The organism is Eubacterium sp. BIOML-A2 (assembly GCF_009680135.1).
In the GTDB taxonomy this organism is placed as follows: domain Bacteria; phylum Bacillota; class Clostridia; order Lachnospirales; family Lachnospiraceae; genus Faecalicatena; species Faecalicatena contortus_B.
On sequence record NZ_WKZK01000058.1, the window covers coordinates 26,076 to 48,684 of the forward strand.

The 22,609-nt window shown below is 46.4% G+C and carries 17 protein-coding genes; 11 read left to right on the plus strand and 6 right to left on the minus strand.

The window, feature by feature from the left end; translation table 11 throughout:
* Positions 1-175 precede the first annotated feature (175 nt).
* Together GKG43_RS18105 and GKG43_RS18110 are read left to right on the plus strand one after the other, a co-directional pair.
* Entirely contained in the window at positions 176-2,524 is a 2,349-nt protein-coding gene (locus GKG43_RS18105) for a zinc-ribbon domain-containing protein (RefSeq protein ID WP_025655481.1), read from the plus strand.
* 129 nt (positions 2,525-2,653) lie between these two features.
* Positions 2,654-5,977 carry a PAS domain-containing protein gene (locus tag GKG43_RS18110; RefSeq protein ID WP_240285662.1) on the plus strand — a complete coding sequence of 1,108 codons (3,324 nt, stop codon included), beginning with the start codon at positions 2,654-2,656 and terminating at the stop codon, positions 5,975-5,977.
* Here the strand turns inward: GKG43_RS18110 and GKG43_RS18115 are convergent.
* Positions 5,958-7,646 (minus strand): FUSC family protein, encoded by a 1,689-nt coding sequence (locus tag GKG43_RS18115; RefSeq protein WP_129879558.1) that lies wholly within the window; start codon positions 7,644-7,646, stop codon positions 5,958-5,960. The genes GKG43_RS18110 and GKG43_RS18115 overlap by 20 nt on opposite strands.
* Before the next feature lie 161 nt (positions 7,647-7,807).
* On the opposite strand from GKG43_RS18115, the gene GKG43_RS18120 reads away from it, so the two are divergent.
* Together GKG43_RS18120 and GKG43_RS18125 are read left to right on the plus strand one after the other, a co-directional pair.
* Complete coding sequence (locus GKG43_RS18120; protein WP_025655483.1) at positions 7,808-8,254, plus strand: MarR family transcriptional regulator; 447 nt, start codon at positions 7,808-7,810, stop codon at positions 8,252-8,254.
* A gap of 106 nt (positions 8,255-8,360) precedes the next feature.
* Positions 8,361-11,150: a transporter substrate-binding domain-containing protein gene (locus GKG43_RS18125; protein WP_243125873.1), complete on the plus strand. Its 2,790-nt coding sequence runs from the start codon at positions 8,361-8,363 to the stop codon at positions 11,148-11,150.
* Positions 11,151-11,175: 25 nt separating this feature from the next.
* Here GKG43_RS18125 and GKG43_RS18130 read toward each other — a convergent pair whose 3' ends face one another.
* Complete coding sequence (locus tag GKG43_RS18130; protein WP_129879562.1) at positions 11,176-12,270, minus strand: uroporphyrinogen decarboxylase family protein; 1,095 nt, start codon at positions 12,268-12,270, stop codon at positions 11,176-11,178.
* Between the two features lie 283 nt (positions 12,271-12,553).
* Here GKG43_RS18130 and GKG43_RS18135 point away from each other — a divergent pair, with 283 nt between their 5' ends.
* From GKG43_RS18135 to GKG43_RS18150, 4 genes are all read left to right on the plus strand, one after another.
* Positions 12,554-13,441 carry a DegV family protein gene (locus GKG43_RS18135; RefSeq protein WP_117440950.1) on the plus strand — a complete coding sequence of 296 codons (888 nt, stop codon included), beginning with the start codon at positions 12,554-12,556 and terminating at the stop codon, positions 13,439-13,441.
* Between the two features lie 140 nt (positions 13,442-13,581).
* On the plus strand, positions 13,582-14,814 hold the full coding sequence (locus tag GKG43_RS18140; protein ID WP_117440949.1) for a [Fe-Fe] hydrogenase large subunit C-terminal domain-containing protein: 1,233 nt from the start codon (positions 13,582-13,584) through the stop codon (positions 14,812-14,814).
* 228 nt (positions 14,815-15,042) lie between these two features.
* A complete protein-coding gene (locus GKG43_RS18145; protein ID WP_129879564.1) occupies positions 15,043-15,861 on the plus strand; it encodes a MerR family transcriptional regulator in 819 nt (272 codons plus the stop codon).
* A 69-nt stretch (positions 15,862-15,930) separates the two neighbouring features.
* Positions 15,931-16,386: a DUF3788 domain-containing protein gene (locus GKG43_RS18150; RefSeq protein WP_025655489.1), complete on the plus strand. Its 456-nt coding sequence runs from the start codon at positions 15,931-15,933 to the stop codon at positions 16,384-16,386.
* Positions 16,387-16,592: 206 nt separating this feature from the next.
* Here the strand turns inward: GKG43_RS18150 and GKG43_RS22980 are convergent, their stop codons facing one another.
* On the minus strand, positions 16,593-16,730 hold the full coding sequence (locus GKG43_RS22980; RefSeq protein ID WP_173005488.1) for a hypothetical protein: 138 nt from the start codon (positions 16,728-16,730) through the stop codon (positions 16,593-16,595).
* Between the two features lie 378 nt (positions 16,731-17,108).
* Here GKG43_RS22980 and GKG43_RS18155 point away from each other — a divergent pair, with 378 nt between their 5' ends.
* Together GKG43_RS18155 and GKG43_RS18160 are read left to right on the plus strand one after the other, a co-directional pair.
* Entirely contained in the window at positions 17,109-17,642 is a 534-nt protein-coding gene (locus GKG43_RS18155; protein ID WP_025655490.1) for a sigma-70 family RNA polymerase sigma factor, read from the plus strand.
* Positions 17,639-18,811, plus strand: coding sequence for a DUF4179 domain-containing protein (locus GKG43_RS18160; RefSeq protein ID WP_025655491.1), 1,173 nt, complete (start codon positions 17,639-17,641; stop codon positions 18,809-18,811). The genes GKG43_RS18155 and GKG43_RS18160 overlap by 4 nt, the downstream gene beginning before the upstream one ends.
* Positions 18,812-19,095: 284 nt before the next feature.
* Here the strand turns inward: GKG43_RS18160 and GKG43_RS18165 are convergent, their stop codons facing one another.
* The 3 genes from GKG43_RS18165 to GKG43_RS18175 form a co-directional block, all read right to left on the minus strand.
* Positions 19,096-19,485: a desulfoferrodoxin family protein gene (locus tag GKG43_RS18165; RefSeq protein ID WP_025655492.1), complete on the minus strand. Its 390-nt coding sequence runs from the start codon at positions 19,483-19,485 to the stop codon at positions 19,096-19,098.
* A 60-nt stretch (positions 19,486-19,545) separates the two neighbouring features.
* Complete coding sequence (locus GKG43_RS18170; protein ID WP_025655493.1) at positions 19,546-20,055, minus strand: ferritin; 510 nt, start codon at positions 20,053-20,055, stop codon at positions 19,546-19,548.
* An 85-nt stretch (positions 20,056-20,140) separates the two neighbouring features.
* Positions 20,141-20,482 (minus strand): hypothetical protein, encoded by a 342-nt coding sequence (locus GKG43_RS18175; protein ID WP_025655494.1) that lies wholly within the window; start codon positions 20,480-20,482, stop codon positions 20,141-20,143.
* 319 nt (positions 20,483-20,801) lie between these two features.
* Between GKG43_RS18175 and GKG43_RS23755 the strand changes: the two genes are divergently transcribed.
* Positions 20,802-22,562 carry a histidine kinase dimerization/phosphoacceptor domain -containing protein gene (locus tag GKG43_RS23755; protein ID WP_129879566.1) on the plus strand — a complete coding sequence of 587 codons (1,761 nt, stop codon included), beginning with the start codon at positions 20,802-20,804 and terminating at the stop codon, positions 22,560-22,562.
* The last annotated feature ends 47 nt before the right edge of the window (positions 22,563-22,609 follow it).

Below are 22,609 nucleotides of genomic sequence, written 5' to 3' on the forward strand. Positions count from 1 at the left end.
CCGTTTGGGTTTCTATAACGCTGGTGCGTCCGGGCGGGAGGCGGAGCAGCGGAAAGTGGCGGGGAAGGCGGATTGAATTGAGGGGTCATACAATTGACCAGTAAGAAATAGGTAAGTTTTCCAAATTTTCACTTTATGTTATACTTATTTTATTAGTGTTTTTAGGAGAATACATATGAGAATATCTTTTTATGATTATTGTAAGAGGCATGGGCGGGAAGAGGTGCTTGAACAGTGGGATTATGAGGTGAATGGGCTTTCTCCAGAGGAGGTGCCGAGTAGTTCCAGAGAGGCGGTTTCCTGGAGGTGCGGGCGGGGGCATACGTGGACAGCTCCTCCTGCATGGCGTAATAGGTGTAAGTATACGGACTGCCCTTATTGTTCTCACAGGCGGGTATCGGAGGAGTATAATCTGGAACGGATTTATCCGGAGCTGGCAAAGTGCTGGGATTATGAGAAGAATGAGAGGACCCCGGATCAGGTGCTTCCCGGTTCGGGTAAGAAATTCTGGTGGAAATGTGATCGCGGGCACAGCTGGTATAAGAGCCCGAATGAGCAGGGGGATTTTAAGGGATGCTGCTACTGCCGGGGAGAGCTGGTAAGTGAAGAGTATAATTTGCAGGCGCTGTTTCCGGGGATTGCACGGGAATGGGATTATGAAAAAAATGACCTGAAACCGGAAGAAATACATCCATTCAGCGGGAAGAAGGTTTACTGGCAGTGCAGCTTTAACCCCACGCATAGGTGGCGGGCGTTTGTGTCAAACAGGACGCAGCATGCACAGGGCTGTCCGGTTTGCAAAAAGCAGGGGAAAACTTCTTTCCCGGAACAGGTGATTTATTATTATATGAAGAAAATTTTCCCGGAATGCACCAACAGAGCTGTGATCGATTGTTTTGAAGTGGATGTCTTTATACCGGACCTTCAGCTGGGGATTGAGTATAATGGAGTGTTCCATGAGATATATGACCGGGCGGATTATGATAATCGTAAAGCGGACTATCTGCAAAGCATCGGGATCGGGGTGCTGACGGTCAGAGAGCAGACAGGGGAACGGGACTGGGAAGCAAAAGGAACAAAAGAGCAGAAACAAGAGACAAAACGAGAGATTGTCTGCAGTGTTGACCACTCGTATAAGTATATGAATGAGGTTGTGTCCGCGATTGTGAGATACATAAACAGCCATTATGGGATGAACATAAAGATGGATGTGGATGTCGTCCGCGATGCCCAGTATATCCGTACGCTTCTGGTGGAAGGTAAAAAGAAAAACAGCCTGGCGTCCAGATATCCGGAGCTCGCAGGGGAATGGCATAAGGAGGCGAACTGGCCGATTACTCCCGAGATGGTGGAATACGGAGCAGGAACTGATTATACTTGGCAGTGCGAAAAAGGGCATGTCTGGAAAATGTCCCCAAATAAACGGACCAACCGCGGTTATGGCTGCCCTTTTTGTTCCGGGCACAGAGTGAGCAATGAGAACCGGCTGTCAGTGCAGAATCCGGGGATTGCGAAGATGTGGGATACCGAAGGCAATGATGGGCTTACGCCGGATGACGTATCGGTAGGCTCCCACGCAATAGTCAGCTGGCGCTGCGAAAAGGGCCATACGTGGAGGCGGAATGTCAGAGAGATGGTGAAAAGCGGAAGGTGCCCCTACTGCAGCGGCAGAAGGCTCACAAGGGAGAACAGCCTGGCTGCAAAAAAACCGGAGCTTTTGGAACAATGGGACTGGGAGAAAAACGAGGGCTCTCCGTGGGAGTTATCCTGTGCGAATAACAACTATGCCTATTGGATCTGTGAAAAAGGCCATTCCTGGAAGGCTAAGATATCCAACCGCAGTGTTCTGGGGCGGGGCTGCCCTTATTGCTCCGGTCGCAGGCCGACAGAAGGGGAGAACCTGGAGGCTGTATACCCGCATGTTGCGGCTGAATGGAATTATGAGAAAAACGATCCGCTAACTCCAAAGGATGTGCGGCCGAAATCCAATAAAAAAGTATGGTGGATCTGTTCTGCCGGGCATGAATGGGAAAAGGAGATTCAGGCCAGAACTGCAGGCAGCAGATGTCCTGTATGCCGCAGCCGGTATGTGCGCGGCGGGAACAGCCTGGATAAGACGCATCCGGAGGTGGCAGCCCGCTGGCATTATGGTAAAAATAAAATGCTGCATCCCAAAAATGTTTCAGCCGGATCCGGAGAAAAAGTCTGGTGGCAGTGCACGAAGTATCCGCATCATGAATGGTGCAGGAGGATCTCGCATGAGGTGGGCAGCAAAAAGGGCTGCCCCTACTGCGCCGGATACCGGGTATGCAGGGAAAATTCGCTGGCAGCTTGTTTTCCGGCCCTGGTAAGGGAGTGGGATTACAGGAAAAACGGTTCGCTTCAGCCCCATGACCTGACCTGTACAAGCAGAAAACCGGTCTTTTGGATCTGCGAAAAAGGACACTCATGGCAGGCAGACGCCGCAAGCAGGACGCAGAAGAACAAAACGTGTCCGTACTGTGAGGAAGGCGGACGTTATTGAACCGCGATTTTCGTTGTGTTTTAAGCCGGGATTCAGTATAATTAAGAAACAACCGAATTACCTGCCAGGTGCGAAAGAAATACCGCATGTGGGACTGGTTAAAATAATAAGAAAGCGGGTTTAGACGGCGTGAGAACAAAAACAGACAGAGAGTACAATCAACGTTTGGAGGATGTGAAAAACCTGGCCAGCAGTATGATGCACATGCATTACTGCGATCATGATATGGAGGGGATTACGGCATTGTTTTCTCCCCAGTTTTCCTGGCTCGGCACCGGAGAAGATGAGTGCCTCTCAGGCCGGGAAGCCTGTACGAAGCAGTTTCTGAATTACGGCGGGGTCATACCGAAATGCATGATATGGGATGAAGAATATGATGTCATTGTTCCGGTGGAAGATGTATACGTGGTGATGGGGCGCATGTGGATTGCCACAGACCCCAATACCGAGATGTACCTCAAAGCACATCAGAGGGTGACATTTGTATTCCGGGATACGGATGAGGGGCTGCGCTGTTCCCATATCCATTGTTCCAATCCCTACCAGGAACTGCTGGAGGGGGAACTGTTTCCGGATAAGATCGGCAGACAGTCCTATGAATATGTGCAGGAGCGCCTTCTGGCTCTGGAGGAGGAGAAGAAGCAGCAGAACCGGCAGATGGAAGTGATCATGTCCTCAATTGCGGGCGGACTTAAAATCAGCAATGACGATGATACCTATTCTTTTGCATTTGTGAGCAGGGAGGCGGCCGGCCTGTTTGGCTATACGGTGGAGGAGTTTATGGAGGCCACAGGCGGCACTGCGGTGGGGACAGTATACCCTCCGGACCTGGAACAGGCGCTGGCCGACTGCGCGGAAGCCTTCAAAGACGGCGGGCTGGAGTATTCCACAAAATACCGGGTCCGGTGTAAGGACGGAAGTCTGAAGTGGATTATTGACAGTGGAAAAAAGGCACAGGACGCGGACGGAAACTGGATGGTCAACAGCCTGTATCTGGATATAACGGGATCTGAGGAGGATGCCCAGCGTCTTCGCGAGCAGACCGAACTGCTGACGAGTATCTACGATACCGTACCCTGCGGGATTATACGCTTTGTTCAATGCCGTGACGGCAGTTACCGCTTAATTTCTCTTAACTGGGCCGTTGTTTTACTGATGGGATATCACAGTATAGAAGAGGGGATGGGGGACTGGCAGGAAGGTGTGCTTGGGGCAGTGAGCGCGGAAGACCGGGAAGTTCTGCATGAGATATATTATGGGCTGAATAAAATCGGGGATTACAAGGATAATGAGTACCGCGTTATCTGGAAAGACGGTTCTGTCCACTGGATGCAGGGTACCACTATGATTGTGGGAACCACGTCTGAAGGTGAAAATATCCTGCAGCGCACTGTTATAGATATCACGCAGAGAAAGATCCTTCAGGAGCAGCTGAACCGGGAGCAGGAAATGTACCGTGTGGCCATGGAGGTCAGCTCTGCCGTCATGTTTGAATACGATATGGAGGCAGACCGTTTTATCAGCTATGAACCGATCACGGGCGAGGGGGTTCTTCGCAACGAGATAGAAAATTATTCTAAAGCACTGCTGGAGCAGGAGATTGTGCATCCCGATGATGTCCCAATGGTAATGGATAACATATGCAAAGGGCGGACCGAAGTGTTTGAGGTGCGCTGTTCAACTCCGCGGACAGGTCTTGGCAGTTATTTATGGTATAGGGCAAACGGACGGCTCGTGATGGATAATGGAAAGCCGGCCCGCGTGGTAGGCGCACTCTATAATATCCATAGGATGAAGTCGGAGCTCTCAGAAAACAGTGAACGCCTCTACATGAACCAGTCTGCGCTCCAGGCAATCAATGGCGTGTATGTGAGTATTTTCTATGTGAATCTGGAGGAAGACACTTATTATGCGGTTCGGCTGCCCGAGGCGGGAAGTGTAATGGCGCCTCCCAGAAACGGTTCCTATTCCGGCCAGCTCCGCAGTTATATTTTGCGGGAAATTAATCTTGCTGACTGGAATAAGGTATCTGATATCTGCAGAAAAGAAAATCTTCTGAGAGAGTTAAAAACAGAGAACCGGCATATGGAGGTGGAATTCCGGAACAGACAGTCCGAGCTGTGGCTGCGTATGGAAGTGCATCTCAGAAAGGCGGAGAACGAAAAACCAGATACTGCAATCATCGCGTTTCGTAATATCAGTGCAGAAAAACAGAAGGAACTGGAATATTATGAGGAAGAAAAACGGGCTAAGCACGCACTGGAAGAAGCTTATGATTCCCTGAATAAGGCAAACCAGGCGAAGTCTGATTTCCTTTCAAAGATGAGCCATGATATCAGAACTCCGATGAATGCGATTCTGGGCATGACCACCATTGCCAAGAATCATATGGAGGATAAGGAAAAGATGGAAGACTGCCTGAATAAGATCGATCTGTCCGGAGGGCATCTTCTCGAATTAATCAATAAAGTGCTGGATATGTCCAAGATTGAAGCGGGCAGCGTAGCGCTCAGTGAGGATAAGTTTCGGATTGACGGCGTACTGGAGGAGGTGTCGGAGATCATCCGCCCCGATGCGGACAGCCATAAGCTGGCTTACACAGCCTGTGTAAAGCAGCCAAAACACTGCTGGGTGTATGGGGATGCCGTGCGTGTAAAGCAAATTCTGCTTAATCTGCTTTCTAATGCAGTAAAGTATACCAATGAAAACGGTCATATCAATGTCCGGCTGGAAGAAAAGCTTTCAGGAAGGAATGGGATCGGATGCTACGAATTTGTTGTGGAAGACGACGGAATAGGCATGTCGGAACCGTTTAAAAGCAAGATGTTCCTGCCCTTTGAACGGGCAGAAGATTCCCGTGTGAGCAGAATTCAGGGAACTGGCCTGGGACTGGCTATTACCCGCAATCTGGTACAGATGATGAACGGCAACATCCAGGTGGAGAGTGAGTTAAATAAGGGATCCCGTTTTACTGTCACGATCTTCCTAAAACTTGCACAGGAGGAAGAGGGAGCTGTATATCCCCATTTTTCGGTACAGCCGGGGCCCGAGGCGGGATTCGCCGGGCATATGAGGATACTGCTGGTGGAGGACAATGCGCTGAACCGGGAAATCGCCGAGGAACTGCTGACTGCTTATGGGCTGGATGTTATATGTGCTTCCAACGGACAGGAGGCCGTGGATCTCTTCTGCGCCGGAATGCCGGGAGAGTTTGCCCTCATTTTGATGGATATCCAGATGCCGGTGCTGGATGGCTACGGCGCTGCAAGGGCGATCCGGAAACTTGCAGAAAACGGACAGCGCCCGGATGCAGAGAAGATCCCAATTATTGCTCTGACGGCCAACGCATTTGCGGATGACGCTTACAGGGCAAAACAGGCGGGGATGAACGAGCATGTAGCAAAACCACTGGAGATCGGACGGCTGCTGGAAGTTATGCATCGCTGGATTTGACCAGATTCCAGCGCATAGAGCCGGATGAACCGTGATTTTTATGGTCTTCCTCCGCATTTCGTATGAGTTTATCTTCCTGCAGATGAGTCAGAATAACCAGGGTATAGTATAGTTGAGAATCCGGCTTTTCTGTGTGCTTAATTTTGTCCAGCAGTTCCATATTGGACTGATATTTCTTCCAGAGCGCGCGGGTCGCTCTGTCACGGCTGTAAGGGAACATCATATAGTTCAGTACATATGCCGCAGCCGCACCAACCAATATATACGAGAAGCGGACCAGGAACATCTCGGTTACTGCCTGGAAACCAAATGCGTTCATAAAGACCGCTCCTCCGAGTGCTCCGATGGTAGAGCATGCATAAGTTTCTGTGTAATCTGCAAAAAAGAAAGACAGGTATCCTGACAGCATCATTGCAACGGTCCGTCCGACTGGAGAGGGGACTAGAGAATAGATGACAACGGAGATCAGGCCGCCTGCAATTGTAGCTATGATACGTTTTCTCATTTTCTGGGGGACATCGTCTGCGTAGGGCAGTGATACGGAAGCCAGGGTAAAGAGAAGCCATTTTCCGTGGGGCAGTGCCAAATACTGTACGAGCGCTGTGGCACAGGTCAGGATCATTGCAACTCGCAGTGCATAGATTCCCCGCACAGGGCTCCAGTCCAGAGCCATCTGAAGCTGTATTTTCAGAGAAAGAGCCGTTTTACGGTAGTGCAGCTTTTTCTCCGGGTCCGACATATGCAGCAGTTTTTGATAAATAAAGGTTAAATGTTCCCCTACGCGTCCGGCTGTTTCTGTTGCATGTATGCCGGACAAGACAGGGGCGGCTGGCGGCCGCAAGTCTGCAGTCTCTGCATTTATATAAGCGCGGTACATCTTTAACTGGGATTGAATATACTGGAGCAGTTTTTTTTCAGAATGTACCGTTTTCCGTGGAATCTCCTGAAGATAGGCCAGCAGGTGTTCCAGGCCGCGTCCAGCCTCAACCATGCAGAAACCGGCGTCCGAGATACAGAGTGCTTTTTTTCTTCTGTCATAGACGATCTGGCTCAGGCTGCACAGCTTGTGACGTATATCGGAGAGATCCAGCTTATCAGGCGATTCCAGCAGCAGCCAGGCAATATAACCTGAGATATCGTCTATCATTTCAGTGAGTACATCCTGTGCAGTCTCAGCGACACGTTTTCTTCCCATGACCCATTGATACAGAATAATGGACAGGGCGCCCACCAGCATGCCAACAAGTCTTTTTGGCAGATGGGCGGCATCCACCGGCGTGATGAAGATGAGAAACAGGTAGGAAAGAATATAAGGAAAGTACATATGGGTGGAATATTCGTAAGTAAAAGCATACAAAATCATAAATAGTGTGATAAAATTAATGACGAGGGACAGCGGCATCGGCAGATATACAACCCAGCATGCCGCCAGTGCGATCCAGACCAGTACGGCGGACTGGAGGATCAGATGCCTTACCGGAGTAGCGGTCAGATCACGGACCATAGAAGCGGACATCATTATAGTAAAGATAACGCCCACAATGGAATTTTCAGGACCAAAGATATGCTGAAAGATATTAACGTAGGCGATAATAAAAATAAAACTCAGCGTACCGAAACGAAATTTATCTTTTACATTTTCAATGAAATTTTGTATGTAGTTTTTCATAAACAGCGTCATCTCCTTTAATTGTTTAGTTTGGCATGGATAGTATTTGAATTTAGAAATTGGTGATGGTACAATAAAGATTAAACAATGATGATAGTCATATTTTATTTACTAATTTAAAAGCATAACACGATCAACTTTATTTGTCAACGGAGAGAAAGATGAAAAAAGAAAAATATTCGGAACAATTTGTTAAAAATCTGCTTTTGGTAATGCCGGATTGGCATTCAAAACTGGTGCGTCCGTTTAAAGAGACACTGCACCGGGAGATGAGCCTGGAGACTTACTACTGTCTGGAAACAGTCAGGAAATGTGAGACAGTGACAATGACGGAGCTGGCACAGCAGCTGAAGGTTCCGAAACAGCAGGTCACCAAGCTGGTGGATAAGCTTGATAAGTATGGATTTATAGAACGGCAGTACCATGAGAATGACAGGCGGATGATCTGGCTGCGGCTTACTCCGAAGGCCACTGCCTATTTAGATGAATATTATCTGAAAAATAAAGATTTTCTTCGTTCCCTGGAAGAAAAGCTGAGCCAGGAAGAACTGAGTAGACTGAATGAGGCTGTTGAGGTACTGGGGGAGATTCTGCCGAGACTGGAATAGACGCTGGCAGAGGAATGGAAAGGTATTTGCGAACAGGCCGCATCGGCAGGGCACGTATGATATAATCAGAAGCGGCAAAACCAATATGAAAAAGGAGCTCTGGGATATGAAGATACTATGGAAGGGGAGAATGAAAAACTGCATCATGCTGTTGGCAGCTGCATTGTTTTGTTCAGCGGCGCCTGTGCAGGCGGAAGAGCAGACAGAACAGCGTGTCCTTCGGGTTGCTTTTCCGGAATTGGAAGGATTTACGGAGACAAGTGAGGATGGAACGAGGCATGGTATCGTGGTGGATTATCTAAATGAGATCGCCAAGTATACAGGCTGGAAGTATGAATATATCGACACAACAGGTGAAACCATGATTGACGAGTTTCTAGCGGGTGAATACGATTTGATGGGCGGCAGTTTTTATCTGGAAGGAATGGAAGAATATTTTGCATATCCGGATTACAACACCGGCTACAGCAAATCTATCCTTTTAGCGAGAAAAGGCGATGAGAGTATAAAGGCTTTTGACTGGAAAAGTATGTCCGGAAAAAAGATCGGCGTATATAAAAATGCGGCTGAGAATATCCGCCGCCTTAAGGTTTTTTTGGACAGCAACGAAATAAATGCTGAATTGATTGAATTACCGCGGGAACAGCATGTAAATGGAAATTTTTATCATTTACTGGAAGACGGCAGCGTGGATATGCTTCTGGGAAACAGTACAGAAGATTCCGGAAGGTTCCGATTGGTAGCAAAGTTTGATTCACAGCCCCACTATATCGTGACAACAGGGAATAATCAGGAAGTTCTTGATGGATTGAATATGGCAATGGCAAAAATTATCGACTCTAATCCGAATTTTGCCGAGGAGCGTTACGAGGCTAATTTTCCCGATTCCGGAATGTCTGCTATTTATTTGAATCAGCCTGAACTGGATTACATCAGCCAGAAGAAAACGGTAACAGTAGCTGTATTGAAAAAGTGGCATCCTCTGTATTGCATAGAAGATGATGACGGCCAGCACGACGGCATGATACCGGATGTGCTGAAAAAGGTGGAGGAGTTTACCGGGCTGAAGTTTGAGTTTGTTTATGCGGACAGTTACAGCGATTCACTGGACTTGGTGAAACAGGGAAAAGCGGACATGCTCGGCTCTTTTCTTGGCACCGATAACGAAGGCGCCCAGATGAATCTGGCAGTAACAAAGCCGTATGCGGTTCTGAATGACATCATAGCACGTAATAAGTCTGTGACATTTCCTTCGGAAGGGCTCATCGGGGCAGTGACCAAAGGGCGGGTGATGCCTGGCAGCATCCATGTATCAAAGGTAAAGTACTATGAGACTGTGACCGAAGCGCTGCGTGCAGTTAATAGCGGAGAAGTCGACTTTTATTATGGCCTTTCTTCAAGAATCGAGCAGGAAATACAGGCGAATCAGTTTAAAAATGTCGTCCCGAATACTGTGATCAATGAAAAAAATGATATGAGTTTTGCAATGCCCAGTCCGGTTGAGGGAGAGCTGCTGACAATCATGAACAAAGCCATTAACACAATGACCAGTGATGAGAAGGAGACGATAGAGAGCCGGAATATGATATCCATAGGCACAGGTCATCTTTCGGCAAGCCAGATGATTTATGCGAATCCTATGCTGTTTATAACCATACTGGCAGGGATATCTATTCTGGTAGTCATCTTTATCCTGATCATGGCGCGCTATCGTATTCATGCGGCAAAGATGCAGGTAAACCTGGAGCGGGCTGAAGCTGAAAGCCGTGCGAAAGGGGAATTTTTGTCCAGGATGAGTCATGAGATCAGAACCCCCATGAATGCAATTGTCGGTATCAGCGACCTGACCTGTATGATGGACAGCGTACCGGATAACGTAAGGGAGAATCTTTCCAAGATACGTGCCTCTTCCCGTTATCTGCTGAGTTTGATCAGTGACATCCTGGATATGAGCAGAATTGAAAGCGGTATGATGACAGTGGCAAGCGAGCCGTTCTCTTTGGAGCAGATTCTGGATGAATTGGAAAGCATGATGACGGCGGAAGCAAAAAGGCGGGGATTAGATTTTTGGATGAAGAAGGAGATTCAGGACGACGTGATTGTCGGGGACTCAGTACGCCTGAAGCAGGTGCTTGCTAACCTGATTTCGAATGCCTTTAAGTTTACCCCTGAGGACGGAAGGGTCAGAGTATGTGTGACGCAGATGCAGCGTTCTGAAAAGAAAGCGGCATATAGATTCCAGGTTATTGATAATGGTATGGGGATCTCCGAGGCAAATCAGAATCGCATCTTTGAGGCATTTGAACAGGTAGGCACGAGCTTTTCCAAAAGCCAGGGAACCGGATTGGGACTGGCTATCAGCAGGACGCTCATAAGGCTGATGGGGGGTGAACTGAAGCTTGCCAGCCAAGAAGGAAAGGGCAGTGAATTTTATTTCACTATTGAATTTCCAATTGGGGCGCTGGAGCCAAAACCGGAAAAGACGAAGAACGATCACTTCCTGGAGCACATGAATTTTATCCTTGCCGAGGATAATGACCTAAATGCAGAGATCGCCATTGAGCTGCTGAAGATGCAGGGTGCAGCGGTGAAGCGGGCAGAGAATGGAAAACAAGCGCTCGATTTATTCCTGGAAAGCAGCCCGGGTGAATATCAGGCGGTTCTGATGGATATTCAGATGCCCGTCATGGACGGGCTGGAAGCGTGCAGGGCCATTCGCAGCCAGAATCGGGCCGATGCGGCAGAGATTCCTGTTATTGCTATGACTGCGAATACGTTTAAAGAGGACGCCGATGCTGCGGCTGATGCCGGAATGAATGGCTTTGTGACAAAACCGGTGGATGTTGAGTACCTCTACCAGGTACTGGCAAGTCTTATTCAACCAAAGAAATATTGATTTTGGCCTTTCCAGGATAGAACGGTTAAATGTTACTGCGTATATTTTGCTCAGATTCTGACGCAGTGTACCAGCCATCTTCCAGGCAGGTATCGTACATAGCGAGTACATTCTCAACCTGAGTCTCTTCCAGAAGGTAGTCATGGCTCGGGGAAAGAATGTAGCCGCCTCCGGGCTTCATGCATTTGATGGTTTCACGGGTTACCCTGACTGTATCTTCTATGCTTCCATTTATAAGTACGCTGATTGAATCGATACATCCATTGAGGATAAGCCTTTCTCCGAAGCGTTTTTTCAGGTTAGCCGGCTGCATTTCCCTGGTGATCGGCTGCAGGCTCTGGACGGCGGAGATGCCGCTCTCAATTAGCGCCGGCATAAGCTGGGCATAGCTGCCGCAGCAGTGCATCATCGTAGGAAGTCCGTATTCCCTGCCAAGATCCGCCAGCCGCTTCAAATAAGGATATAGAAATTTGCGGAACAATTCTTCGCCCAGCAGAGGTCCGGTCTGGCTGCCCAGGTCATTTCCGATAAAGAAAATATCGATTGCCCCTTGGGCCGCCTCAAATTCTCTTGCTGACAGCTCATAATAGAAATCTGTGATGTGGGAAAGCACGGCGTGTACGATATCCGGGTCTTCATACATAAGGATCAACATATTTTCCATGCCGAGCAGGTCGATGGCATCATGAAAAATAGGGCACCATTCCCCGCCCAGGACAGCATATTGATTCTTCCATGCCAGTGCGTCTTCTCTGATATGTGAGACATCAAACCAGTCGGGGGACGGCCAGGCATAGGTATGGATTTCTTCGATTTCAGCATTGGCAAGGGGATGCGCCGCTGCCTGGCCATAGCCAATGCCTTCTCTTTCAATGCCAAATATGGATTTTGTCTTTCCATTTATGGGACCACAGTCCGGATTAAATTTGTCCGGGCCGGCATAACGTGAATAAACCCGACGGAAATCGTCATGGAAACGCCGCAGAACCTCTTCGTCATTCTTAACATTCAGAAAGCTGCGCGCCTTTGCCATAAAATCAGGAGACGCACCGCACCACATGGGAATACGGTCCGGAATCTGATGGGAAAATACTGCCATTACGCGTTCTTTTGAAGTCATATAGAATCCTCCTTGTATCTTTTTTCTTTCATTTTAGATGCTTGTGACAGGATTAACAATGCACCAGATTCCTTTAAAATAGTACGGAAATCGCTTCTGCCAGAGATACAGACAGACACTAGGGCGGTATCAGATAACTTTCGTAGAAATATGGTCAGGAAATTTATTTTTCCGGGGTTAAAAATGCACAAAGTAGTATTAACAACTATATAAAATAGTTGACATAACTGTGATATACGAGTAAGATAAAATTATAAATGCAGCAGAAAAGGGGGAGAGGATTGTGGAAAATTATGCATTAAGCTGTTGCTCGACTGCGGATTTGTCGCCGGAGCATTTTAAAGAACGGGATATCTCATTCATATGCTTTCATTATTATTTGGACGGTGTGGAATATACGGATGATTTGGGGCAGAGTATGCCCTTTGATGTTTTTTATGCCAGAATGAAAGAAGGAGCCGATACCAAGACTTCTCAGGTAAATGCGGGGGAATTTATGGAGTATTTCCGCAGCATACTTATCCAGGGAAAGGACATTCTGCATGTGTGCCTGTCATCCGGGCTGTCCGGAGTGGTTAATTCTGCGGAGACTGCGAAAGAGGCACTGTTGGAGGAGTTTCCGGACAGGAAGATTTTTATTGTGGATTCACTGGGGGCTTCTTCCGGTTACGGACTGCTTATGGACCGTCTGGCCGACCTGCGGGACGAAGGTAAGGGCCTGGAGGAAGTGTACCAATGGGCAGAGGCTCACAAATTGAATCTGCACCACTGGTTTTTTTCAACAGATCTCACCTTTTATGTAAAAGGGGGCCGTATATCCAAGGTTTCCGGTTGGTTTGGAACAGCGCTGGAGATCTGTCCGCTGCTCAACATGGATCACACCGGGCACTTGATCCCCCGCTTTAAGATCCGGGGAAAGAAGAAAGTAATCCGGGAGATCGTAAAGAAAATGGAACTGTTTGCAGAGAACAGGCTGGATTACTCCGGAAAGTGTTTTATATCCCATTCGGACTGCTACAATGATGCGAGAAAAGTGGCGGATATGATAGAAGAGCGTTTTCCAAAGCTGAATGGAAAAGTTGTGATCAACAGTGTTGGGACAACGATCGGAAGCCATACAGGCCCCGGAACGGTGGCCCTGTTCTTCTGGGGGGACACAAGGAAAGACTGACATACAGCGAAAAGAATTATTATACATGGTTCGTCTGCGCCCGGTGCCGTTACGGCATCCGGGCGTTTTGCATGTGCATAAAAACAGAACGCTCCGCCCATAATAACTGGTAATATCAGTTAGAAATGGGAGAAATTAAAATGAAAACATTTGAAGAGCTGTACCGGGAGATTCTGAACCGGAAAATATCACTAAAAGCGCCTCTGCCGCCTGAGTACCACCCCTATCATCTGGATTGTCTTCTACATCCCCAGAGCCATGCACCGGTCGTCTTTAATGAGCCGTGTGAGGAGTGTGAATATGAGCGTGCGTGCCAGAACAGCTGTATCTTTGACGCAATTGAGGTCGGGGAGGATGGAAAATTATTCATCAACCCGGAGCTGTGTACCGGGTGTGAGGCGTGTATTGAGGCATGCAAGACAGATAAAATCACAGCGGGCAGGGACGTGCTTCCGGCAATGAAGGCCGTAAGGGAGTCAGAAGGGCCTGTATACATGATGGTTGCCCCGGCGTTTTTGGGACAGTTTTCGGAAAAAGTAACTCCGGGAAAGCTGCGGACCGCTTTTCAGGCCCTGGGCTTCACGGGAATGGTGGAGGTTGCTCTTTTTGCGGATATCCTGACCTTAAAGGAAGCGCTGGAGTTTGATAAACATGTCAACGAAGAAGGGGATTACCAGCTTACAAGCTGCTGCTGTCCAATCTGGATCTCTATGATCCGCAAGATGTATCATGAATTGATGCCCCATGTGCCGGGGGCCGTATCTCCCATGGTTGCCTGCGGGCGAATGATAAAACAGCTGCATCCGGATGCACTCACTGTATTTGCAGGTCCCTGTCTGGCAAAGAAGAGCGAGGCAAAAGAGCCGGATATTGCCGGGGCTGTGGATTACGTGCTGACATTTCAGGAAATACAGGATATCTTTGAGGCCGCGGACATCCACCCGGAGGAACTGGCCGATAAAGAAAAGGAGCATTCCTCCAGGGCAGGCCGGATCTACGCAAGGACCGGCGGCGTGAGCGAGGCCGTGCAGGAGACCGAAAAGCAGCTGAGACCGGATCGGAAGATAAAGGTGAAGGCAGAGCAGGCAGACGGTATACCGGCCTGCCGGGAATTAATTAAACGGATTCAGAACAAAGAGACGGATGCCAATTTCTTCGAAGGAATGGGGTGCCAGGGTGGATGCGTGGGAGGTCCCAAAGCCATCTTGAACCGAAAAGAAGGGCGCAGGCAGGTAAATGCATATGGAGAAAGCGCTCCCTTTGCGACCCCGCTGGAAAACCCTTATGTAATGAAAATGCTTGAAGAGTCTGGGTTTGATACAATCGAGGACTTTATAGAAAAAAGCGATCTCTTAGTCCGGAACTTCTCCTGACTCTCACATCGGGATTTAGCGACGAAATTTAGTCTCGGCGCGGACGGGGACGCTTCATAAATGGATAGCCGAAAACCTTCCGGAGAACATCCATTCATGAAGCGTCCCCGTCCGTCGACTAGGCGAAAGCTAGCCGACTAAATCCCGATAAGTACTTGACTCTCACATTATGGTATACTGTATGGTATAAATGAGCTCAGAAACAGACACATGTGAAAGGTGGTACCAATGTTAAAAATAGGAGATTTTTCGAAGTTGTCAAGAATCAGTATCCGTATGCTGCGCCATTATGATGAGATTGGCCTGCTGAAGCCGGAGGTCGTGGATGACCTCTCCGGTTACCGCTACTATGGCGTATCCCAGCTGCCGCTGGCTGAAAGAATCCAGGTATTGAAAAGCATGGGTTTTGGCCTTGCAGTGATCGGGGAGATCTTAGAAAAGTATGATGATCCCCGGGCTATAGAAGAGTTTCTGCTGGTTAAGCGCAGGGAGCTGGAGGAGCAGGAACGGCTGACAAAGGAACGGTTACAGGTTCTGGACAATACGATCAGATGGTTGAGAAAGGATGGTAATCTTATGAATTACGAAGTAACGTTAAAGACGCTCCCCCAGAGGTATGTAGCCAGTGTGCGCCAGGTAATTCCGGCATATGATGCGGAAGGAATGCTGTGGCAGATGTTAAATGAGGAGACTGCTTCCCAGAATTTGAAACAGGCCGTGCCGTGCTATGGACTTGCAATATTCCACGACGAGGGGTACAAAGACGGCGATGTAGATGTTGAAATACAGGCTTGTGTGGAGGGATCTTATAAAGACACCGAACATGTGAGATTCAAGACCGTGGCGCCGGTTCAGATGGCTTCAGCAACATACAGCGGAAGCTATGACCAGATCACAAAGGTGAACGAATCTGTTGCCAGATGGATTCAGGAGAACGGCTATGAATTCGACGGCCCCTCGTTCTGTATTTACCATGTAAGCCCCTATGAGGCGAAAAGCCCGGACGATCTGGTGACAGAAGTATGTTATCCGGTTAAAAAGAAATAAAGACGACACACAGCTGTCCTGATTATTGTGGTATGATACATGAGAATACAAACTTACGGAGGAAATATCATGGGATGGATTGAAGCATATACAAGAGAGGACAAACCTGAATTTGAGGACATCAGCGCTTATGTGGACTGTCCGTTTTGGGAAGGGCTGTGTGAATTTATTGAAGAGACGTATTCCATAAAGCCGGCCATAGAATACAGCAGATGTTCCGGGGCGCCGGGATGGAATGTGAAATATAAGAAAAGCAGCAGGGCATTGTGCACGTTATATCCGAATAAAGGATATTTCACCTGCCTCATATCGATTGGGAGAAAAGAAGCGCCGGAGACGGAACTGATGCTGGGATCCTTCAGCTCATATCTGCAGGAACTTTATAAGAATACTAATGTATTTAACGGCTCCAGATGGCTAATGATCGATGTGGCTACTGAAAAGATTTTTGAGGAAGTAAAAGAACTGCTCTGTATCCGGATACATCCTCCAAAGAAAAAAGCTGCGGATGGAACCAGCAGATAACTAGTGCTATTATTATTTAACAAGAAAAGTGAAAATCTCCCACTTCTATAGGGGGAAGAGAATAATCACTAAAAACAAGAATACGTGTAATGAAAGGTCATTTTCTTGATTTTATACAGGAAAATGACCTTTTGTGTTAGAAGTATTTTGCACATAGAACTTGGCATATCTCATATTTTAGTGTCCGGTCTTTCTTCTTTACTGCTCTAATCCTGCTTTTCTGACGGCGTATAAGCAATCAGTACAATTTCCTGGTTGGTTTTTTCTTTCAGAGTTTTCTGCAGCTTGTCAATCTCATGGACACATTGACCGGATATGTCGGCTATCTGATAGTTTTGATCCATTTGGACACCTCCTCATAAATAAAATTATGGCTTTATTATTATGAGTAAAATAAAGGCTGATTATGCGGGATATGATAGATTGCAGTATGAACCTGAAGGCAGAAGGTAAATTAATTAAATTCATATGGAAATAATTTCCTATAATTTTTTCAATATGCTGAAACTTTTCAATCTATTTATTTATCTAATTAGTATCAATCGATTGAATAAAAATATGAATACTATTATCTAAGACAGAGCAGGTGTGATAACCGCTAGTACCTCGAATAATAATTAACTTGCTACTTATTTTCGATGTAATAGTCCCGCTGGACAAAATGTTTGGGCGTGACGATGAAATATCAGACATAAGCTGCGATACAAAGGGGGAGTGTGAAGTTGAAAAATCTGGTAAAAAGGGCGCAGGCCGGTAATAAGGAAGCTTTTATAACATTAATGGAAGAGCACAAGCAGGCTTTGTATAAAATTGCAGTCAGCATGCTGAAAAATGATGCAGACGCTGCAGACGCGATGCAGGACACGGTTTTGAGCAGCTTTGAAAATTTGCAGGGCCTGCGGCAGCCGGAATTTTTTAAGACGTGGCTGACCAGAATACTAATTAATCACTGTAACCGCATATTAAAGGAGCGTGGAAAAATGGTGCCGATATATGAACATCCAGAACTGGAGGAAATGCAGGTGGATACGTCTGGCAGGGAGTTTTTAGGCCTGTTGAATCAGCTGGAGGATCAGTACCGCATTGTCTTGCTGCTTTACTATGTGGAAGGCTTTAGTATCAAAGAAATCGGCTCTATACTGGAGATGAACGAGAATACCGTAAAAACGAGGTTATCGCGGGGGCGGAACTCCTTTAAAAAAATATATCTGAAGGAAAACCCGTCGTCAGCATATGGAATGGAGGTGCAGGGATGAACAGGCAGGATCATGATATTGAACTGAAAGAAGCATTGCAGAATGATATAAAGATACCGGAAATTGTAGACGGCCGTATGGAGGAAATGTATGACAAAATCCGCAGCGGTGAGGTGCGTATGAAGCAACTTAAGGGCGGCAGCCAAAAGAAAAGGCTGTACAGAGGGCTGGGGATTGCTGCTGCAGCAGCATGCCTGGTCATTGTACTATCGGGCGTATTTTATGTAAACCCGGCGCTGGCAAAGGATATCCCGCTATTGGGAGATGTATTCGGCCGCCTGCAGAAGATGCGGGAGGATAACCCTTACCCCGAGAAAGACAAGACCGCGTACAGCAATATCGAGAAGCATTCCAAGCCGGTAGTAACAGAGCCCGAAGAGGAGATCACAAATGTAGCGGAAGACCAGGGAATCACCATCAGCGTGACAGATGCATATTGTGACGGACTGGATTTATATTTTACCCTTTCCATGCGCTCAGAGGATCCGGAGTTGAACACCGCCGACAGACTCGATCTGCTCACCTACAAGGAAGGGGATCCGGTTTCCTTCTGGGCCTGGCTTACAGTAGATGGAAAAGAGGCATACACCACTGAAATATTATCCGGAAAAAAATCTGAGGACGGAGTCTATGTATCCCTCATGAGGATACCTTTATCGTATGTAGAAAATGGTGAATTCACCGAAAATACAGCAGTAGAAATACACGCAGACGCCATAGGAGCCCACAGATTCGGTGAAGAGGAAGACACAACCCTGGAGAATTACGGCAAAGTAGACTTCAGCAGACTTGGATTCAAAAGCATAAAAGGCAGCTGGACTTTGAAATTCAAGCCAACCATGGATACAACTCAGAACAAAGAAGCAGAGCCAAATGCAGAAAACAACGGATTCATTGTACAGAAAGTAACACAAACACCAAGCAACATGCACATCGAACTCTTCATGCCCGAAGAATATATAGAAAGAAACCCTGCAGTCATCCTGACAGACACCAATGGAAACCGCGTATATGAAGAATTCGGCAGCAACACTACAGACACAGAAAACGGAGGCCAGATACAGGGAATGGTATTCGACCACTCCGACGCCACACAATTTATACTACAAGTAATAGACAAAAACGGCGACATGAATGTACTGGCAGAGATTCCTTTCGGAATGGAGTAGCATCGAAAGGGTACACACCATTATCAGCCAGTGATGAAAGAATTCACATCTCATGTCTCCTAACCGGTTACAAAAACGTGCCCCATCCCAGTCTGATCCACTGCTCCTGTCCGAAATCCCCCCGAGTAGGAAGGTCCTGCCGTCCGGATGCACATAGCCTACACAAAAAGAGAGTCCGTCCGGCACGGGCGAAAAGAAAAGGCTTCTGCAAAGGGGCCTTTTCTTTTCGCCCGTGCCGGACGGACTCTCTTTTTGTGCAGGCGTACCTCCCCCGCACCACCCGTCTAGATATCCACCTTCCAGAACCCATGCAGGTTACAGTATGCGTATGCCGCCAGCGCCCTGTCCCCATCACACACTACAAAGGTTGCGACAGGTTCTTCGTCCGGAACCAGCTGGATTCTCTGGCCGCCCTTTTCTGTCTGCAGGTAGATCCACTCAATACTGTGCTCCTCAGACATGGGATGAAAGATACTTCCCACCTTAACTGTGATGGTATTTCCGTTTTGTTCGACAACCGGCATATGCTTTTCGTGGGCGCCTTCAGAAGTGTTCGGAGTAAGTTTTTCCATCTGGGTTCCACAGCAGGAAAACCCCTCTTTTGTACCGATGATTTCTTCAATTATGACATGACAATTGTCACAGGCGTAAAAAATTGGTTCATGTTTTGCCATTTTTAATTCCTCCGTTTGAATTATATTTTTCATGGTCTGCCCAAAATGGTGCAGTCTGTTTTAGAGAACGAGTGAAGGGGCAGCATAGACTCTTGCCGCAAACTCTTTGTTGAGTTCGTAGAGTCCCTTAGAGTCATTACCGAATAGATTCATTTTAGCCATGAGGTCGCTGGCAGCCTTTTCTTCCTCTCCCTGTTCCATAATGAACCATTCGAGCAGCTGTGTGGTGCGGAAATCTTTTTTCTTAAAAGCCGTCTCATAGATCTGGTTAAACCGCACGGTTACCTGCTTCTCATGCTCATAAGCGACTTTCAGTGGCTGGGCGTGGGAGGTCAGTTTCAGATCGGGTTTACGGATCTGCTCCAGTTCGACTTTTTCGTCATTATTATGAAGATACTGGATCAGAAGCATGGCGTGATCAAGTTCCTCCTGTGCCTGGATGCGGAACCAGTTCTCAAAACCGTCCAGATCGGCTTCCGCGTAATAATTTGCAAAACCAAGGTAAAGATAAGAAGAAAAGAATTCAAAATTAATCTGTACGTTAATCAACTGCAGTATTTGTGTGTCCATACGTGCCTCCTTAAATAGTTTCTCAGAATAGTATTTTCATGTTTGGAAAAAATATACGGAATCTGTCATCAGAAGGTACTGGTCTTTAATCTCCTTTTTTTCTTAAAAATTCAACAAAAGCAAACAGAATTGATATGACAGTTAGAACGGAGACGATCAGCTCAGCCATGTTATTTGCATAGTCAGCCTTTGCAGGCGAAAGGATAGCCATAACAAGAAAATAACTGCACCATATTAATCCCAGCAAAAGCAGCAGAATGGTGATGTATTTTAAGATGGCGGCTGTTTTATTTATTAATCTGCGGGTTGACCGGACTTTTTCGTCTGAATAGGTTTTCCGGAGAAAAGCGGCTTTTATGCCACCGCCTATCATTCCTATTAATAAACCTGCCGACAAGGCAATGCATATTTTATAAAATGTACTCATAAGAACTTCTTTCTTTGTATATAGAATTTTTGATAAACTGCTTACAGGAATAATTCTATCATATTTGCAAGGCAATGTCACTTTTGTTTTGGCCGAAGCGAGGTCATGTGTCTTTTGGATCTGTGTTGAGGAAATATGGTTTGCAAGGCACTATATGATGTGGTAAACTTATACCCGAAGGGCACCCCGTAATTCATGCCCTGAGGGGCGTATATGTAGCAGAGCTGCAGTTCAATGTATACTCGCAGTTAAACTGCGGAATAAGATATAAATATGTGGATGTGCAGATGAATTTTCGTGATACCCGGAGGACGAATATGTGAGCGAGATTAATAATATATTGCTGGATGACATTATAAAAAATTATGTCAAAGATGGTACAACCTTCTCAGTGGTCTGTGCAACAGAGAGACGCGGTGAGAATGTAATACAATTATTAAATGCGTATTTTGAGAATTTAACAGTAGAGATTATTAATAACGAGATACAGCTTTTTAAAAACCTGACGGTGATTGATAATATTTACATTGACCGGGTGGAGGCTCTGGGACGGAAGAAGAAGAAACAGATCCAGGAGTGTCGGGAACTTCTGAATAAATTTAGTATTGATTTCAGACCAGATACCAGCCTTGATAAGTTAACAAATGAGGAGCAGTATATAGTTGCACTTTTGAAAGCATATGTCCTTGCGCCGGAGGTAATCATACTGAATAATACTGTATCTTCGTTCGGATACTATTATTACGATGCCTTTTCAAGAATTATCCGGGGATTTCAGGAGTATGGCGCCAGAATTTTTCTGATCACGAATCACTGGGAAGATACATTGAAATTTAGTAAATATGTGGCGGTAAGAGCAGATGAGGATATGTTCACGGTATTCACTATTGAAGAAATTGAACAGAATCCCAGAAAAATCCTGTTTGCTCTGGCGGGCGATGTTGTCGAAACAGAGGGGGAGAAAAATAAGAAGAATGCGGCTTATTCAGCTATTTTTAAAGGGGCGGAACTGTTCGCTCAAAATAAAGAGCTGTCTGAAGCAATGGAATATCTGACAAGACAGATTGCAGAAGCATTTTCAGCGCAAAGCTGTAAAGTATATTTTGTTGGTGATAACGGAGAAATTTTTCATTATGACAGCAATAAAGAGGATGAGAACAAGTATTTGCTTCGGGATGATTATGTTCTTCAGTGTATGCAGAGAACAACGGAACAGGTATTTTACACTACTAAACGAAATCAGGATATGGGAAAGATTTTTCGCAGTTTAGACCCGGAAATACGTGTATTACTGGCATTACCTGTTATAGCAATTCCCAAGCGTGTTGGGTTACTGGCAGTTTCTTTTGATCGGTACTTCACTTATCAGGAGGAGGATTTGATTTTTCTGAAAACAAATTGTCATGAAATAGGCCAGCTGGTACAGTCCTCGCAGTTAATTAATAAATCAATACTTCTGCAGGAGGTATATCACCGGATCAAAAATAATCTGCAAATGATTATCGGACTGATTTATATGCAGAAGTATACCTTGAAGGCAGAGGGAATCGATGAAATGCCAACCGAAAAAGCAGCTTTGCTTATGGATAATATTATCGGACAGATTAAAAGCATTGCCTATGTCAACGAATTGATGACGGGGGAGGGGTATATAGATGATAAGGTCAGCCTTGAAATGGCGGTAGAGAATGTCGTTTCCTTATATCGCTCTGATGAGTTTAAGATTTCTATGCATATTGAAAACATACATATTCCTTACAAAATGACAATATCGATATGCATGCTGGTAAATGAGCTGATATGTAATGCGTGTCATCATGCATATGCAGAGGCATGCGATAAGGTGAAACTGATAGACGTATCAATGAAAATTTTGGACGGTAAATTATATTTGAGTGTAAGGGATAATGGGAGTGGCATCAAAAATCCGGATGATTATTTAAAGGCGGGAAGCACTGGTATTACAATTATTCGGAATCTTCTGAGGGAATTAAAAGGAGAAATAGAGGTTTACAGCGAAGAGGGACTGCAGGTTCAAGTTATATTACCTATGCCCGTGAAATATTACAGTAAAGGATAATTGACTCTTGTTTCCAGCATCGATAACAGGAGTGCGTCCTAAAAAAG

Excerpts from the sequence above, each read along its gene's own strand:
- GKG43_RS18105 (WP_025655481.1), top strand. The coding sequence starts at position 176 with ATGAGAATATCTTTTTATGATTATTGTAAGAGGCATGGGCGGGAAGAG.
- GKG43_RS18115 (WP_129879558.1), bottom strand. The coding sequence starts at position 7,646 with ATGAAAAACTACATACAAAATTTCATTGAAAATGTAAAAGATAAATTT.
- GKG43_RS18120 (WP_025655483.1), top strand. The coding sequence starts at position 7,808 with ATGAAAAAAGAAAAATATTCGGAACAATTTGTTAAAAATCTGCTTTTG.
- GKG43_RS18125 (WP_243125873.1), top strand. The coding sequence starts at position 8,361 with ATGAAGATACTATGGAAGGGGAGAATGAAAAACTGCATCATGCTGTTG.
- GKG43_RS18130 (WP_129879562.1), bottom strand. The coding sequence starts at position 12,270 with ATGACTTCAAAAGAACGCGTAATGGCAGTATTTTCCCATCAGATTCCG.
- GKG43_RS18140 (WP_117440949.1), top strand. The coding sequence starts at position 13,582 with ATGAAAACATTTGAAGAGCTGTACCGGGAGATTCTGAACCGGAAAATA.
- GKG43_RS18145 (WP_129879564.1), top strand. The coding sequence starts at position 15,043 with ATGTTAAAAATAGGAGATTTTTCGAAGTTGTCAAGAATCAGTATCCGT.
- GKG43_RS18150 (WP_025655489.1), top strand. The coding sequence starts at position 15,931 with ATGGGATGGATTGAAGCATATACAAGAGAGGACAAACCTGAATTTGAG.
- GKG43_RS22980 (WP_173005488.1), bottom strand. The coding sequence starts at position 16,730 with ATGGATCAAAACTATCAGATAGCCGACATATCCGGTCAATGTGTCCAT.
- GKG43_RS18160 (WP_025655491.1), top strand. The coding sequence starts at position 17,639 with ATGAACAGGCAGGATCATGATATTGAACTGAAAGAAGCATTGCAGAAT.
- GKG43_RS18165 (WP_025655492.1), bottom strand. The coding sequence starts at position 19,485 with ATGGCAAAACATGAACCAATTTTTTACGCCTGTGACAATTGTCATGTC.
- GKG43_RS18170 (WP_025655493.1), bottom strand. The coding sequence starts at position 20,055 with ATGGACACACAAATACTGCAGTTGATTAACGTACAGATTAATTTTGAA.
- GKG43_RS18175 (WP_025655494.1), bottom strand. The coding sequence starts at position 20,482 with ATGAGTACATTTTATAAAATATGCATTGCCTTGTCGGCAGGTTTATTA.